Genomic DNA, 15,188 nt, shown 5'->3' on the forward strand with positions numbered 1-15,188 from the left:
GCGCAAAAACCTTCAAAACAGTGAAGAAACATCGGGGTCACGAGATGCAGCCCGCATTGGCGCGTGGCTTCAGTTCGGGTGTCCCGTCTTCGCCGGCACCTTCACGCGAGCGCGATCTGCCTCGGTCTGGACCGTTTCGGGGCCGTCGGAATCTGTCGATGCATGCCGTGTGCTTCCGTCCGGGAAGGTCGGTGCTGGTTTCGCGTCGGCGATCGAAGGTCTTGACCGCTGGCGAGCGCGCGCCGCCGCCCGCACGGCGCAACGCGATGGAGGTGTATCGGTATGTCCGTCGCTCGATGTCGGGTCGGGCCGCAGGAGCGGCGGCGCGCACCCGCGCCGGCCGGCATCCGGGAGTTGCGACCGCTGGTCTTAAACGGGCATTCACCGCCGTCCATCCATGCTCCGTCCGAGAGGATCATCGACAATCCGGAGATCGAGATGGCGCAATCAGGTGAGGGACGGTCCGTGAACGGTCAGAAAACGGCGCTGATTACGGGGATCACGGGGCAAGACGGCGCCTACCTGACCGAGTTGCTGCTCGGAAAGGGATATGTGGTTCATGGCCTCAAACGCCGTTCGTCGAGCTTCAACACGGGGCGTATCGAGCAGTTCTACCAGGATCCCCACGTGGCCGACCGCAGCCTCGTGCTGCACTACGGGGACATGACGGACTCGACCAACCTGATCCGCGTGATTCAGCAGGTCCGTCCCGATGAGATCTACAACCTGGCTGCGCAATCCCATGTCCAGGTCTCGTTCGAAACCCCCGAGTACACGGCCAACGCCGACGCGATCGGAACGCTGCGCATCCTCGATGCCTTGAGGATCCTGGGGCTCGGGCAGACGACGCGCTTTTACCAGGCCTCGACATCCGAGCTCTACGGCAAGGTGCGGGAAGTCCCGCAAAGCGAGACGACGCCCTTCTACCCACGCTCACCTTATGCGGCCGCCAAGCTCTATGCCTATTGGATCACGGTGAACTATCGTGAGGCCTACGGCATGCATGCGTCCAACGGGATCTTGTTCAATCATGAGAGCCCTTTGCGGGGTGAAACATTCGTGACGCGCAAGATCACGCGTGCCGTCGCGGCGATCCACAACGGGACCCAGGACCGCCTCTTTCTCGGCAACATCGACGCCAAGCGCGATTGGGGGCACGCGCGGGACTATGTCCAAGGCATGTGGCTGATGCTCCAGCAGTCCGAGCCCGATGATTACGTGTTGGCGACCGGTGAAACGCATTCGGTGCGGGAATTCGTCGAAGCCGCTTTCTCCCATGTCGGGGTCGATGTCGAATGGCGGGGTGCCGGCATCGACGAGAAGGGGTTCGATCGAACCAGCGGGCGGGAGATCGTGGCGATCGATCCCCAATATTTCCGCCCGACCGAGGTCGATCTGTTGTTGGGCGATCCGACCAAGGCGAAACAGAAGATGGGATGGAGCCACGTCACCAATTTCAGAGATCTCGTGTCCGAAATGATGGCCGCCGAGCTCGCCGACGGCGGCAAAACCGGGCTCCCCACAAACGCCCAGCGCTGACAGCGGTCCTGCGGATGCGCGCCCATGCCAGCCGTCATGGACGAGGGGACGTCCCTGACGGCTCACGCCGCGAGGGCGGCGGTGCGCCTTCGCTCTGGCCTGCGATCATGAGCGTCGACCGCCAGCGTCACGGGGCGTGGAAGCGGACACGACGACCGTATGCTGTATCGGCTCGGCGACGGGCGGACCAAAGACGTCCCATCGCCACAGTCTTGTCGCTGCATCGCGGCGAGCGATCCCCAGCACCGACATCGCTCGCTCGTGTCGGCACGGGGACGACGTCGTGCGATTTGGGACAATCGATCGCGATCCATCAACCGGCGGGTTTTCAGGCCGAAAGCACGGCCGCCGTCCGGCCGATCTTGCTGCCGATTGCCGGGAGAAGCAGCCCCTAGAAGGACCGCTTCGGTCCTGCGCGGCGGAGCGCTGGCTTGTGCCCGTCGACGCGGGATCCCATACATCGCGCCCGGGACGTCGCGGTGACGTCCGGGCGCGGAGCGGCCCGACGGGATCCCGGTCCGATCGGGCGAGCCCTGCGGGTCGAAGCCGGTGCACCTGATCCCCGACGCGAGCGCGCGATGACGCCATCCAGGCCCGACGAACCGTCCGACGCCGCAGCCCGCCGTTCGAGGCCGGCCGTCGTCGTCTACCCCGTGGAAACGCTGCCGAGCCCGGACATGGCGCGGCTGCTGGACGCCCGGCGAACCCTCGCGCTCGTCGACGCCGTCGTGGTGCCCCCGCGCGACGCCGCCTGCTTCGAGGTGCCGAGAGGGCATTTCTGCCGCATCGTCAGCGTCGGGGGCCCGCAGGTCGGGGATCTCAACCTTTGGAACTCCGCCGACCTGTCGGAAGGGTTCTTCAGCGGCAAGACGCGGGCCCTCCACGGGACGCATGTCGGCGTCGGCGACAGGCTCTGGAGCGGGCTCCCGTTTCTCCGCCCGCTGGCCACGATCACCCACGACACCCTCGGATGGTACGGCTTCGACGAGGATGGCGGCGGCGTCCACGACGTCATCGGCACGCGTTGCGACCCCTACACCAACCGCCTCCTGCACGGCGGCGACTACCACCATTGCTGCCATTCCAACCTCGCCCGCGCCCTCGGCGCCAGGCTGGGCAGGCCGGCGCGCGACGTGGAACACCACCTCCACGACGTCCTGAACGTGTTCATGTGCACGGGCTTCACCCGCGACACGCACCGTTATTTCATGAAGGCCAGCCCGGTGCGGCCGGGCGACTTCCTGGAATTCTTCGCCGAGATCGACCTGCTGGGCGCCTTGTCGGCGTGCCCCGGCGGCGACTGCGGGTCGAGCCATTCCAGCGACGCGGCGGCCTGCCACCCCTTGAGGGTCGAGATCTTCCGCCCCGATCCTGCGGCCCTCGCGGGGCTGGAAAGGCCGGAGCCGAGCGCCTACCCTCGGACGCACGGGGAGCGACCGCCGTCCGACGTCGCCAGCCCCTGACCGGGACGGGCCCGGCGCCCGCGCTCGCCCGCGGCCGAAACTTTGACCGCCGGTGTTGCTGTGGACCCGTCGAAGGACGCTGCCCCGAGGTCGGGCCGCCCACGCCATGGGACGCGGACACCCGGGTGAACAGGCATGCTGCGATGCAGTCGATCAGCAACGTCGCACCGGATTCGGATCTCGGGGATGATCCCGCTGGGCAATCGTGCGAAGAGTGTCGTGCGAGACCAGCGTGACTGCACCGGCCTCGGTTTGCCCTGGCCCGGCCCGATCTGATCAGCCGGATCTCGTATCAGACTGTCCGGTGAATGAGGGCTCCAGGGCAGGCATCATCCCAAGCGGCCGATTTGCGCTGGACTTCGAGGCCGTGCTCGTCCTTGGGGCCTTGCATGAGATCGAGCGCGATGTGGCGGACGGTGGCCATATGCTGGAGACCGTTCCCGGATCCGAGGCGGCACAGGCTCCCATAGAACCCGATGTCGAGGATCTTCTGTGCGATCCTGGTCTGGCGACCCATGGCATCGATGGTAACGACGGCGCCGGCCAGTTCGAGGCGTTCGAGCCGCAGCGGGATGGCCGGGGTCTCGTTCGACTTGGCGCCTGTCGCTTCCTGGGCGAGCACCGGACGCTGACGCGCTGCCTAGGCCGACACGAGATGGAGCGACCCGCATCCCCTGGCCGTGTCGGGGCAGTGGCGCGACGTCTTGCCGTCGATGGCGTCGGGCCGGTCGTCGCGCGGCGGGTCGACCGACTCGGCAGAGCACAGATTGAACAGCTCCGCGTCGATGACCTGCACCACGTCCTTGAGCGTGTCGTGGGACGGGATGCCGCGCTCGAACGGCAGATGAACAGGGCAGAAACTCCGGCCGCGCCTCGCCCCAAAGCTTGACCTCGGCGACGTCGTCCACGCGGCACAGCGCGGCGCAGAGCGCCACGAGCAGGACTTCCCGCAGCGGATACACCACGCGCCAGCCTTCGCGCGGGTCGCGCCGTCCGGCGGCGTGATCCAACAAACGGCGGTGAGCAGGGGCTCGGACGGGACATGGACGGCTCAAAGCATCGAAAGCCATCCCTGGAGACCCCACCCTCACTCGGGCCGCACCCCCGCTCCAGACCGTCAACCCGAGGCGATCGCCCTGGCGCCGCGCCGCTCGGCGCTTGCCCGTGCTGTGGGGACCTTCTATGATTTGAATCAGACCGGCCATGGCTCATCGAGCCTCGATCCCGGTGGGGCGTAGCCAAGTGGTAAGGCAGCGGATTTTGATTCCGCCATTCGGAGGTTCGAACCCTCCCGCCCCAGCCAACTCTGTTGACAGTCGAAAAGTGAAGCTAATGCAGGCAGTTAGTGAGCCTGCCAGCGGCCTTGGTACACCATGCGGTACACCAGCTGGTACCCCTGCCAAGCCGCCGACTAGCCGCGGTGGCCCATTGACTCATCCCCATATTCGCGCTTCCCCCTCGCACTCCGGCGCGCTACGGCTGGGCCATGGACGCGACATACAATCTCAACGGCGGCTTCAAGCCGACCGCAAAGCGGTTTGCGGATCTCGCTGGCCCTGACTTTTTCCCGACCCCCGCGTGGGCAACCTACGCGCTCATCGATAACGAAAAGTTCAACGGTGAGGTCTGGGAGAGCGCTTGCGGGAACGGCGCGATGTCGAAGGTCCTCGAAAAGACGGGCCAGCTAGTCACTAGCTCTGACCTGTATGACCGCGGGTTTGGAGAGGCTGGGATCGACTTCCTTGCCCCACGTCGCCGGGCCGCGAACATCGTGACCAATCCGCCTTACAACGCTGCGGAGGGCTTCGTGGCGAGTGGGGTTGCATCGGCAGAGCGCAAGTTTGCTCTCCTGCTTCGGCTCGCCTTCCTCGAAGGTGCCAACCGGGCGCGTACCATTTTCGGAGAGCGGCCTCCTAGTCGGGTTTGGGTGTTCTCCGAGAGGATCACCTTCTACCCGGCAGGAATGACGGCCCAAGGTTCAGGCACCACCGCCTATGCGTGGTTTGTGTGGGACAAGGATGCCCCCGGGGGTACAGAGCTGAAATGGTTCAAGCCCGGGTATAAGGCCAAGTTCTCGAAGAGCGGCTAGCGACGGATCAGGGCTCGGCCCTTCGCTGTGATGCAAAGGCCCAGAGCCGGGTCGTATGTCGCGTAGCCATCAGCCACAATGTTCCCCACGTCGGCACGGTGCGAGACTTGATTTCGGACAATCTGACTGAAACGGGTATCGTTCCTGTCTTCGAGAATGACGTTATCATCCGCAGATAATGTCATCACTCCTTGGAGGTAGGCTAGCCTCGCAGGTGTGTCCATGCAGCCATGAAGTGCCAGCCCCTTGAGCGTCGGCACGAGAATGTCAGCTTCGAGGGTACGGGGCATCTTCAACTCCGAGGCGGAGATGCAACCTCTCAGAGTGGGCGGGTTAGCTCAAGTTGATTGAGCCTCGATGGCATTGAGACAACCTGTCGCATCTATGGTCAGCTTATGCTGCCGTTAGAAAGCTCCCCCTGTGCAGATTGCACCGTTGGGAGATGCACAGGGTTCGTCAGAAATCGGAGTCTTCGTCTTCCTCGGGCTCTTCGACGTACTGCCTCAAGTCGCGCACGAGCTGACCGAGTTGGTTGCCGAAGTGGCTGGCGAACGCCATCGCTGCAACGTCGGTGTTCTTCACGAGCTTGTTGTAGAACATGCCGTGGAGCTTGCCCGCGATCTCCTCCGCTCTCCGCTGCTGTTCGGCCTCCCACTCATCCTCCGTCCTTTGTGCGACACGTCCTCGCCCCGCAGCCTTGGCCTGCATCCAAGTCGAGTAGCCGTTCGCCTCGGCTCCAAGAGCCACCTTCACCCTCCTCATCTCTCCTATCGTACCAGTGCTTGCGCCAGAGGCTCGCGCCATTCGAGCCTTGCTGTAGCGTCCGCACCGCACGAGACGCCAAGCATAGTCCGTCTTCTCCCGCGTCGTCATGGGGTGCTTGGTTTGACTGTTCACCTCACCGGCGAACGTCACCGCCTCCTCTGCTGATCCCTCGAAGTAAGCCACCGCCACGGGCCCCGCGAACCGCTCCCGCTTGTAGGCCGTCCATCGGTGGTGCCCGTCCACGAGGTAGGTCGTGCTGCCCGCCTGAAAGACCGTGAGCGGTGCCAGTAAGCCATCTCGCTTGAGCCCTCGCCGAAGCTCCATAATGTGCTGCTCCGTTTCGCCTCGGGGCTGGAACACCACCTCAAGCCTTTCGATGGCGGCGATGGGGAGCGCGTTCGGCAGCACCGCCGGCCGGGGTTCGCTGGCCTTCACCTCCAACGTCCGCAGCGCCGCTTCCATCTCGTCGGGCTCGGGCTTCTCCGCCCCGGTGTTCTCGATCCCGCTCACTGCAACGCCTCCAACGCTTCCGCCATCTTCACCCGGTCCGCATCGGCCTTCAGCGCTGCGGCCTCCCTCTGCTCCCGATCCATCCTGGCGAGGAACAGCCCGACCGCCCCGAAGGCCTTGGCGATCCACTCGCCCATCACCCCGGCGGCCTGCGGAGGAAGCTCGCGATAGACCCGCTTCGTCCGTCCCGTCTTGTGATCGAACCACGTCCCGGCGTTGGCCTCCGTGAGGCCCCGAAGGCGCCGAACAAGCTGGACCCGGAAGGCAGTGTCGGACAGGAACCGCCGGGGCTGCTGATCCGCCATGAGGTAGACGGCAAAGGCAGTCGCCATGATCTCCCTCGCCTCGACGGCCTCCGCCAGCTTCACCGTCTCGCTGGCGGCCTGCCTGGCGTAGGCGCTCCCTGCGCCCTGGCGGGCCAGCACGGCGCGGGCATGGCCGACCACCTCCCGCCATCGGCCCTCGCTCTGACCCCATACGGGGTTCCCGCTGTTGCGCTCGATGCGGCCCCGGATGGCCCGGAGCGGGGCCTTAAGGTCGGCCTTCGTGATCCCACGTTGGTCCGCATCGCCATGCCTGCGGAGCGTGCTCTTGTGGGAAGTGCAGTAGGCCCCGTACTGGGTGGCCTCCGCAGTGCAGCCGGGGGACCGGCAGTGTCTCGCCATGTTGATCCTGTGGTGTTGTGAAGGTTGCCGCCTGTGACGCTGGCGAGGCTTTCAGGGCGTCTATTTGCGCCCCTCCCCGACCAGACAGACTCGGGCGTGGGAAGATGGGGTCCGTTGCTGAATAGCAGTCCACGGCCTTCCTAGGTGGCCTGTGACGCTACCAGCACCAGCGAACCACCTCGGCCACTGCGAAGGCAGCGAGGGCCACTGTGCGGATATCCGGCCGGATGGTGGTGTCACGGCAAGCGACCAAGTGCAGCCGTCCGGCCCACACCTCGGCCCCGCCGTTCATCGTCTCCGACCCGATACCGGCAGTATCGAACCATGTCCGACCCAACGTGATCCCGTTCCACGTCACGTCGATGGACCCCATGAACGGGACATCGAAGGCCCACGAACGGGCACAGGGAGAGTAAACGGGCGCAGTCCCGCTAACTGCATTGATCGACATGGCTGCTGTTCCTGATCCGCGCCGCGCGTCACTCGCTGGCCGCAAGTCCCTACTAGCTCAATCTAGGCAGTGGACGCAAGTATGTTCCTTGCTTCGTCCGGAGAATTAGCTTCTGCTTCTATCCTACCTAGGAAAGATGCTTGCAGTCTGGCAGGTCTAGAAAGTCGAAGTCGCTTCGAGCACACCAGACGGGCTCCATGAAAGCGAAAGGGGCAACCTGTCGGCTATTCCGTTCCGTTCTGCCTAGCTGGCTAGTGACTAGCCGAAGCCCGCGAGCTACCAGCTCGGCATCCCAGCACGCCTCCGGTTAGCGACGTTGCAGAATGAGTTTCGAAACCGTCCAACTCCGCCCAGCCGCACAGGTAGACGTGCCAGCGCTGGTCCGCCTGCTCCAACGCACATGGCTTGTGGCATGGGCTCCGGAGGTGCCGTTCGAGGCGGTGCAGATGTTCGCCTCCTGCAACCCTGCGAAGACCCACGCTGAAGACGGTTGGCCGTCCTTCACCGTCGCAACATGCGATGGCGTCCTGGTCGGGATGAGCCATGTCGATGCGGACTGCATCGAAGATGTCCACGTCGATCCCAAGGCTTGGGGAAGGGGCATTGGGGCGAAGCTCATGGACGATGCGGAGTCCGTCATCGCCCGCTCTCACGCCTACGCACGCCTTGAGGTCCGCGCCTTCAACGAACGTGCCCGCGCCTTCTACCTGCACCGCGGATGGACAGATCACCGCCGCTATCCGGGGACCGAGTGCGGCAGCCCTGTGGAAAATTTCGAGATGCGGAAGGTGCTCCGCCCGTGACGGCGAAGGCCCTCAAGCTGCCTCCGCCTTCCCCGCCAGCACCCGATAGACGCTGGCCCGGCCGATCCCCAGCCGCTCCGCGATGGCCGTAGCGCCCAGCCCCTCGGCCCCTAACGCCCGCACCTGGGCCACGTCGATGCTCGGCTTGCGGCCCTTGTAGACGCCCTCCGCCTTGGCCTTGGCGATGCCCTCCAACTGCCGCTCCTTCCGCAAGTTCGTCTCGAACTCCGCGAACACGCCCAGCATGTCGAGGAACGCCTTGCCTGCCGCGGTGCTGGTGTCCACCGGCTGTTCCGTGGCCTTGAGGTGAGCCCCCTTGGCGCGCAGCGCCCGCACGATGTCCTGAAGGTCGCCGATGGAACGGGCCAGCCGGTCGATGCGCGTCACCACCAGCGTGTCCCCAGACCGCAGGAAGTCCATCAGCACGGCAAGCTCTGCCCGCCCCTCGCGCGTGGTCCCCGTCACCATCTCCTCACGGATCATGGTGCAGCCTGCGGCCTTCAACGCCTCGCGCTGTATGGTGAGGTCCTGATCCGTGGTGGACACGCGAGCGTAGCCATAGACGTGGGCGGCAGGTGCGGAGGCGGTGCGGGTCATCTCGGGGGCTCGCTGTCTCGTTAGGCTCTAGACCGTCCCTAGATGCCGTCTCGAAAGCCCGAAGTCAACCCATGTGAGACGTAAAAAGTGTCTCGTCGCATCGCCTCGCTGGGGTATACCTAAATGAGCACAACCGGTGCGGGCACCAGATAGCCGTCCACCTCCACGTTCCATACATAGCCGGTCTTTTCCAGATGGCTTCGCGGGTGTCGGAGTAGGCTGACCTTCATCCGAAGATTGCCAACACCGATGCGGTGAAATTTTAGATTTTCTGAAGTAATTCTTGAAGTCCAGCTTTCAAAGTATCTAGGGAGTTCAGAGGACTTCCTGCTATTTGCCTCGCTATTTCGGCCTGCTCCAGGGCTACCCTTTCCAGCAAACCTCTTCGATAACCATGCACCGTTTCGTCGTCCTCTATCTCTTCACAAGGCCGTAGCCAAGCGAAAAACTCGGTATAATAGGCTTGTTCTGTCCTCTCGATTGACAGTGAGAGGACACCCATGGCGCGCAGCTCCAGGATCATCAGCTCGAAGCTGGACGGAGTGAACGTCCAAGCATGGGCGTCGACGTACTCCGCTCTATCTGCAAAGGTCGCGACGACCAGTCCATCCCTTATCCGGTAGGGCATGACGGGCGCCCCTTGCTCCCCTAAATGCCACCCAGGATTGTCGTTGCGCTTCGCATGATACATGCAGAAGTCGAAGTGGGTTCGGATCGTGTGTCTGTCCCGTTTTTGGAGGAAAGCCTCCAGCACGTCCCCGGTGGTGGACACGGGGCGGAATACGTCGAAGCATTTGCGCTTGTCCGGCAACGCCAAAATTACGACGCCCTCGTCTTTCAGAAGCACCCGAGCGGACCGAAGGAAGGCGACGAGGTCCGTTGTGTGTTCGATGACGTGGCTGGCGATGAACGCGTCGTAGGTGCCCCAGGACGCCTCTCCCACGAGGTCCGTCAGGGCCCCGCCCTGCCACACAAGGTCCACCTCTTCGATGACGTCCGGGTCCACCGCGGGATCCCCGTGGTACTTCGCTATCAGCCCGGCGCGGGTTGTGTGATCGACGATGGTTACGTTCCAGCCGTCCCGCTTAGGGGCCAGGGGGCGTAGGCTGGGGCCGATCTCGATCACCTTGGCCGTCCGGGGTAGTCCCGCCATCAGCAGGATCACTCTCGTGTTCTCGTCCATTCGGCGCTCCATCCCGCAAGGCGGTCAGAATAGCCTAAATCAGAGCGCCCAATCTGGCCAAATTCACGCTTTTCGCAGGCTCAACGATACCCCAACGAGACGCCGTGCTCCGTTGAGGTATACCCACACGAGACTGCGGAAAACGCATGGCTTCGCCCCACACGGGATCAGACATCGCCAGAGCATTCCTATCGCGCCATGCCCGTCCCCGCCAACGTGTCCCAGGCTGGCCCCGCAGAGTCGCTGGGCAGGATGGTGGGCCGGGGTGCTGCGAAGGGACCTCGGCACAACGGCAGCCTTCAGCGGCCACCGGAGCGGCCCGACACGGGATTGTGATGCCGCAGGCTGTCATCCGTGAATGCGGCACCGCGGCGGACCCGCTACGGCGCTCCGCATGACATCGCCCCAACCCCGCCGGCCCCAGGCCGATCCCGAGCTTGAGCCGCTGGTGGCACGGCAGGAAGCTATCAGGGCCGTTCGGGCGGCATCAGGTCAGCCCCAGCGCTCCCCAGGCGGCAAGCCCGAGGGTGAACCCCGAGAGGGCCAGCGACAGGGCACAGCGCGGCCTCTGCCGAGTCCCTGAGCGTCGATCCTGGCGAAGGGCTGGGGTAGTGGCGGCTGCCTCGGGGACGGCCTTCAGCGGCCAGGGCAGGAGACCGGAGAGGGACAGAGCGGGTTCACCGGAGGGCCGACCTCCTACCGCGCCCGGCCACGCGATGCTCCCGCGTGCTCTATCCGTGCGCCCGCGCTAGCCTTAGTATAGCGCCCGGCTGCGCGTCACCGCGGGTGGGCACGGGGGGAGGCGCGCGCGTGTCGTTGATCGAAGGGGGCTCGAAAGTTTTTGGTATTTTCAAACGGCCCCGGTCAACGCCGCATCCGCTTTCAGAACGGAAGATCATCCTCCGTCAGGGGTTTAGCGCGGCGCTTAACGATGTCTGCTTGACGGACTTCAACTCTCTGGTCTGTAACTCTGTCGAGAAAACCTTGTAGCCTTTTGCGATCATTGCCCAGCCAGATCGAATTGTGGAGCTGGTCATTCTTAGCGTATGCCTCGATGACTTTTTCAAGCTGCGTGTCTTCGAGCCGTGTTACGGCAGCGTTGAGACGATTGAACCTGTCCCGAGTTTCGGAAAAGTCGGGAGACTCACAGAAAGAAGTAACAAGCCCTTCCTGCAATCGAGCTTGTGCGTTTAAGGCTTTACCGAGGAGAGAGTAAACTGCGGGAGCCACTGCCTCTAAATCATCCATCCTGCCTTTCAAGGCCTGCTCGTGACCTATGAACCCAGGAGGATCTTTACCTTCCAGCTTAAGACTGATGATTGGCTTTTTCGCACCTATCGCAAAACCAACCTCCTGATTTGTCCAGGTGCTTTCCTGAAAATCATTCGTCAGGAAGACCAGCATTACTTCCATTGTTTCCAGGCCGCGCATGATTTCTAGCCGCCATTCCGTCATGGGCTTTATAGTATCATGAGCTACGAACGAGCTAATACCAAATCCTTCTAGAATGCTGGCGAGTTGATTGGCGGGACCTTTGTAAGCATCTCGATGACTGATAAATAATCTGACCATGCCAGCTTTCCAAATCGACAACGCTGCCGGATCAACAGGTGGGCGATTGCTGAAAGGAATAGCTGATTGATAGGCGAGATCATTTTCATCAGATAATTCAATCTGAACAGCATTCCAACTTTCGTTAGGAACATGCTGGCAGAGAACGTTCAAATCAGAGCAAATTCTATCAGCTATACCCTCCTGATTTCGGATCGGTATCTGCTCAAGAATTTCCAGTGGAACATACAGCCGAAGATCATGCCCGTATGTGCCACCATTCCAGTTATCGAAGGTAGTTTCCTCGACCACGAATGACCGACAACCTGCAATGATGTCTCGCTCTAGGGTGTTTCCCTCTCGCTCGTATTCTCTATGGAGCCGCACCAGATAGCTACTGGCCTTACTTGAAAGATAGAAGATCAAACATACCTCCCTTTTCAGTGCCTCACGCGGGAAGCCTCACAGCTTCCACACAGGCTCTCCGCGTGTCCACATCGGACTGCCCTGGGTAATGTGCCATGGTCATGCCGAGCGGCATCTTCTCCGCATTGTGCCCCATAACGTCCGCCAAGGTCCAAGGCGAGAAACCCGCGGCGCCCCCATTCAGGGCGTCCGTTGCCTTCTTGCTGAACCACCTGCGGAGGGAATGGAGGTCCACGCGGGACTGCCGCGCGCCCGCCACCACGTCGTCCACCCCGAGCTTGCGGCGGTACTTCGTGAATGCCTTGACGATTTTCTGGGACCGCTCGATGGCGCTGCCGGGGGCTGGTGTGGGCAGCTCCGGGAACAGGTAGTCACCGGGAGCCTTGTCCTTGCAACGCCGCTCCACGATCCCTGCAAGGGCGCTGTGAATGGGAACGCTGCGATTGCCAGCCTCAGTCTTAGCGTCCCTCACGGTGAAGCACCCGGCGCGGATGCTCTCGACCTTCTGCCGGGCGATCTCCTCCACGCGCATCCCGGACAGGGCGGCGATGGTGATGGCATCCTTGAGGAAGGCCGGAGCCTCACCCGCCAGCAGGGTTCGCACCTCGGCATCCGTGAAGGGGCGCTTACGTTCGTCCACGGGCGTCCGGCGCTCTGGCACCGACTGCCGGGTCCACACATTCTCGGTGGCGAAGCCCTTCCCCTCAAGGAATTTCCAGTAGGAGGAGAGACAGGCAATATCCTTGTTTGCCGTCCGCCAGTGGGTCCCCTCGCCAACGAACCCCTCCGAAACGTAGCGGCCCGCGAGCTTGCGCGTGAAGGGCTCGATGATGGCGGGAAGCTTGACCCTGCCCAGCCATGCCTCAAGTTTGCTCACGGCGCGGCGGTAGTCGAGTTGCTGCCGAGGCTTCATTGGCTCATGCGCCAGCCATGCGTTCACCATCGAGCCGAAGGGGTCGCCAGCCCTAGGGCCACCTGGGCAAACTCCCCGGCCTTCTCCGGCCCATCCGAACGCTGCACCTCCTCATAGCGGTATTCCAGGGCGTGCTTCGCATGGCCCTCGTCATCGTCCGCTTGGATCGCCTCTCGCCACTGTAGGGCGTCCTCCATCAGCGGCGAGGCAGGCTGACCGCCCTTCCGCCGAAGCTCGGCCTCCGCCTGCGCTAGCTGCGCCTTGAAGGCAGCGATGTGCTTGTGCTTGTCCCGGTTCGCGTTGGCGAGGCTGTCCGTATGGAGAGGGAGCACCAACCGCGCCTTGCCGACGATGGGCCTCAGCTTCTCCGGCACCTTCATCTGAACGCGCCATTGAGCCCCATGCTTTTCGAGGTACTGACGATCCTGCCGCATGGGGTTCGATGCCTCTCAGTACCGCATCGGTACACCAGTTCGGTACACCAACGAGCGCCGAAAAGGCAAGCGTTCAGAGTGACATCATAGCCTTAGTGGGTCCCAAGCTGATGCCCCTCCCGCCCCAGCCAATCCTGAACGCGGGCGAGTTACCGAGCATGATGTGCTCGTAACCTACTAACATGTTGACCCGGCTGATGGGATGCCGCTTCAGACCTGCGCTGAAACGCTGCTCCGTTGAACCGATGCAAGTTACCTTAAGACCTGAGCTTGCATAGAAAGTAAGTGCTCTGAGCCATTCGGTTGGTTCAGCTTGAACTTTGCCATGATGCTGGCGGCTGAGGCGGTCCACAGGAAAGGTTTGGGATCGTGGTTGGTGCTCGCGATGTAGCGGTCGATGGTGGCGATGAGGTCGTCGATGGAGCGTCTGCCGGGTCAGCTTGGAGAAGAAGCTCTCCACGGCATCGAGCCAGGAGCACGAGGTCGGCATGAAGTGGAATGTCCAGCGCGGGTTGTCGGCCAGCCATGCCACCACCTCGGGATGCTTGGGGTGGCATCGTTGTCCATGACGGTGTGGATCACCTGGCCGGCCGGCCTCGGCGTCCTCAATCTGGTCGAGGAAGGCGATGAACTCCCCAAGCCGGTGGCATGGCGCGCAACGGCCGAACACTGTGCCCTCCAGCGTGTTCGGCGCCGCGAACAGCGTCGTGGTGCCGTTGCGGGACATCGTCGTGGGTGTAGGTCGCGCACTTGCCGGGCTTGAGCGGCAGTCCCGGCTGCGTGCGATCGAGCGCCTGGATCGGTTCTTCTCGTCGACAGACAGCACGATCGTGTGGCGCGGCGGCGCCATGTAGAGCCCCACCACGTCGTCGAGCTTGACGATGACATGCGGATCGGTCGAGCGCTTGAAGGTGCGTACGCGCCGGGGCTGGAGGTGGTGCGAGCGCCAGATCCGCTGCACCGTGGTCGCTGCACCCTGGTCAGCGACAGCCCGCTTAAGGCCGCCATGGCGCGCCCCGTCCAGTGCGTGGCTTCGCCCGGCGGTTCGCCCGTGAGCGTGCGTTCCAGCACGGCCTGCACCTCGTCCTGCGGCGTGGCGAACTTGCCGGACGGCCGCGTTTTGTCGCGCAGCAGGCCGTCCAGCCCCTCCTCGGCAGAGCGCTGTTGCCACCGCCACACCGTCGGGCGGCCGACACCAGACTGACAGGCCACCTCCAACACGGGCAGGCGCTCGTCAGACAGCAGCACGATCCGGGGACGCAGGACAGGGGGCGAGAGGCCGCCGGCGGTCGTCGACGATCCGGCCGCAGGGCGTCTCGGGTCTGCGCCGTCAGAACAAGCGATACGGTCTGGGACCTCAGCCCCAGACGCGCACACCCCAGGCCCGCTGTGAGCCATCCGACTGGTTCAGAGCACTAAGAATCGACTCGCCACATTCCAGAACCAAGTCGCAGCCCATGATGACAGTAAACCGAGCGCTTCTCTCCAGAATGTAAGAGTTCTCGTTCCGGTTATATATTTATAATTATGCTATGTTGTTTTTTGGTGAAAAGCAGTGGTGGGCATCACAGTGATGACCGTCGCGACTTCAGTCAGCCCGGTCCATGCGATGACTTTTGCGTCCTTCTCTCAAGAGGTAAATTAGAAATTGCATATTTCATATAAATGCCAACCGTACAAAGCACGGAGCGCCATCAAGATGCCGAAAAAGGCAAGGCATCACTGTTGGGTTGGTCGCTCAGGACAGTAAGGAGGCATAGCGTCGGACGCGATACATCCTAAGGTGAGCGCTGTGGAAA

At 63.1% G+C, this 15,188-nt stretch carries 13 protein-coding genes, 1 tRNA gene and 2 pseudogenes; 5 read left to right on the forward strand and 11 right to left on the reverse strand.

What is annotated here, in order from left to right:
• The first annotated feature begins 438 nt into the window (after window positions 1–438).
• The gene (gmd, locus tag D3273_RS03925; RefSeq protein WP_129223786.1) at window positions 439–1,539 is read left to right on the forward strand and encodes a GDP-mannose 4,6-dehydratase; all 1,101 of its coding nucleotides are present in this window, start codon (window positions 439–441) and stop codon (window positions 1,537–1,539) included.
• Window positions 1,540–2,117: 578 nt separating this feature from the next.
• Window positions 2,118–3,002, forward strand: a complete 885-nt coding sequence (locus D3273_RS03930; protein WP_129223681.1) for an urea carboxylase-associated family protein — start codon at window positions 2,118–2,120, stop codon at window positions 3,000–3,002.
• 292 nt (window positions 3,003–3,294) lie between these two features.
• Here D3273_RS03930 and D3273_RS29025 read toward each other — a convergent pair whose 3' ends face one another.
• The 3 genes and pseudogenes from D3273_RS29025 to D3273_RS29915 form a co-directional block, all read right to left on the reverse strand.
• Window positions 3,295–3,624 (reverse strand): hypothetical protein, encoded by a 330-nt coding sequence (locus D3273_RS29025; RefSeq protein ID WP_245500969.1) that lies wholly within the window; start codon window positions 3,622–3,624, stop codon window positions 3,295–3,297.
• 18 nt (window positions 3,625–3,642) lie between these two features.
• Complete coding sequence (locus tag D3273_RS29030; RefSeq protein ID WP_245500970.1) at window positions 3,643–3,798, reverse strand: hypothetical protein; 156 nt, start codon at window positions 3,796–3,798, stop codon at window positions 3,643–3,645.
• 25 nt (window positions 3,799–3,823) lie between these two features.
• Window positions 3,824–4,207 (reverse strand): annotated as a pseudogene (locus tag D3273_RS29915) (transposase family protein); the annotation flags it as partial.
• 23 nt (window positions 4,208–4,230) lie between these two features.
• On the opposite strand from D3273_RS29915, the gene D3273_RS03940 reads away from it, so the two are divergent.
• Together D3273_RS03940 and D3273_RS03945 are read left to right on the forward strand one after the other, a co-directional pair.
• Window positions 4,231–4,305: transfer RNA gene (locus tag D3273_RS03940), tRNA-Gln, on the forward strand.
• Window positions 4,306–4,488: 183 nt separating this feature from the next.
• Window positions 4,489–5,091 (forward strand): hypothetical protein, encoded by a 603-nt coding sequence (locus D3273_RS03945; protein WP_129223685.1) that lies wholly within the window; start codon window positions 4,489–4,491, stop codon window positions 5,089–5,091.
• A gap of 456 nt (window positions 5,092–5,547) precedes the next feature.
• Here the strand turns inward: D3273_RS03945 and D3273_RS03950 are convergent, their stop codons facing one another.
• Together D3273_RS03950 and D3273_RS03955 are read right to left on the reverse strand one after the other, a co-directional pair.
• Window positions 5,548–6,366, reverse strand: a complete 819-nt coding sequence (locus D3273_RS03950) for a ParB/RepB/Spo0J family partition protein (protein ID WP_129223687.1) — start codon at window positions 6,364–6,366, stop codon at window positions 5,548–5,550.
• Entirely contained in the window at window positions 6,363–6,812 is a 450-nt protein-coding gene (locus D3273_RS03955) for a hypothetical protein (RefSeq protein ID WP_245500971.1), read from the reverse strand. The genes D3273_RS03950 and D3273_RS03955 overlap by 4 nt, the downstream gene beginning before the upstream one ends.
• A gap of 993 nt (window positions 6,813–7,805) precedes the next feature.
• On the opposite strand from D3273_RS03955, the gene D3273_RS03960 reads away from it, so the two are divergent.
• Entirely contained in the window at window positions 7,806–8,285 is a 480-nt protein-coding gene (locus D3273_RS03960) for a GNAT family N-acetyltransferase (protein ID WP_129223691.1), read from the forward strand.
• 12 nt (window positions 8,286–8,297) lie between these two features.
• Here D3273_RS03960 and D3273_RS03965 read toward each other — a convergent pair whose 3' ends face one another.
• From D3273_RS03965 to D3273_RS03990, 6 genes and pseudogenes are all read right to left on the reverse strand, one after another.
• Window positions 8,298–8,882 carry a recombinase family protein gene (locus D3273_RS03965; RefSeq protein WP_129223693.1) on the reverse strand — a complete coding sequence of 195 codons (585 nt, stop codon included), beginning with the start codon at window positions 8,880–8,882 and terminating at the stop codon, window positions 8,298–8,300.
• A gap of 262 nt (window positions 8,883–9,144) precedes the next feature.
• Window positions 9,145–10,065, reverse strand: a complete 921-nt coding sequence (locus D3273_RS03970; RefSeq protein ID WP_165359370.1) for a class I SAM-dependent methyltransferase — start codon at window positions 10,063–10,065, stop codon at window positions 9,145–9,147.
• Between the two features lie 882 nt (window positions 10,066–10,947).
• Window positions 10,948–12,042, reverse strand: coding sequence for a toll/interleukin-1 receptor domain-containing protein (locus tag D3273_RS03975; protein ID WP_129223697.1), 1,095 nt, complete (start codon window positions 12,040–12,042; stop codon window positions 10,948–10,950).
• Between the two features lie 22 nt (window positions 12,043–12,064).
• Entirely contained in the window at window positions 12,065–12,985 is a 921-nt protein-coding gene (locus D3273_RS03980; RefSeq protein ID WP_129223699.1) for a tyrosine-type recombinase/integrase, read from the reverse strand.
• Complete coding sequence (locus D3273_RS03985) at window positions 12,979–13,389, reverse strand: DUF6538 domain-containing protein (RefSeq protein ID WP_129223701.1); 411 nt, start codon at window positions 13,387–13,389, stop codon at window positions 12,979–12,981. The genes D3273_RS03980 and D3273_RS03985 overlap by 7 nt, the downstream gene beginning before the upstream one ends.
• A gap of 252 nt (window positions 13,390–13,641) precedes the next feature.
• Window positions 13,642–14,750, reverse strand: a pseudogene (locus D3273_RS03990) (IS630 family transposase).
• Window positions 14,751–15,188: the final 438 nt, after the last annotated feature.

This window comes from Lichenibacterium minor (genome assembly GCF_004137685.1).
In the GTDB taxonomy this organism is placed as follows: domain Bacteria; phylum Pseudomonadota; class Alphaproteobacteria; order Rhizobiales; family Beijerinckiaceae; genus Lichenihabitans; species Lichenihabitans minor.

Excerpts from the sequence above, each read along its gene's own strand:
- gmd (WP_129223786.1), top strand. The coding sequence starts at position 439 with ATGGCGCAATCAGGTGAGGGACGGTCCGTGAACGGTCAGAAAACGGCG.
- D3273_RS03960 (WP_129223691.1), top strand. The coding sequence starts at position 7,806 with ATGAGTTTCGAAACCGTCCAACTCCGCCCAGCCGCACAGGTAGACGTG.
- D3273_RS03965 (WP_129223693.1), bottom strand. The coding sequence starts at position 8,882 with ATGACCCGCACCGCCTCCGCACCTGCCGCCCACGTCTATGGCTACGCT.
- D3273_RS03930 (WP_129223681.1), top strand. The coding sequence starts at position 2,118 with ATGACGCCATCCAGGCCCGACGAACCGTCCGACGCCGCAGCCCGCCGT.
- D3273_RS03970 (WP_165359370.1), bottom strand. The coding sequence starts at position 10,065 with ATGGACGAGAACACGAGAGTGATCCTGCTGATGGCGGGACTACCCCGG.
- D3273_RS03980 (WP_129223699.1), bottom strand. The coding sequence starts at position 12,985 with ATGGTGAACGCATGGCTGGCGCATGAGCCAATGAAGCCTCGGCAGCAA.
- D3273_RS03945 (WP_129223685.1), top strand. The coding sequence starts at position 4,489 with ATGGACGCGACATACAATCTCAACGGCGGCTTCAAGCCGACCGCAAAG.
- D3273_RS03985 (WP_129223701.1), bottom strand. The coding sequence starts at position 13,389 with ATGCGGCAGGATCGTCAGTACCTCGAAAAGCATGGGGCTCAATGGCGC.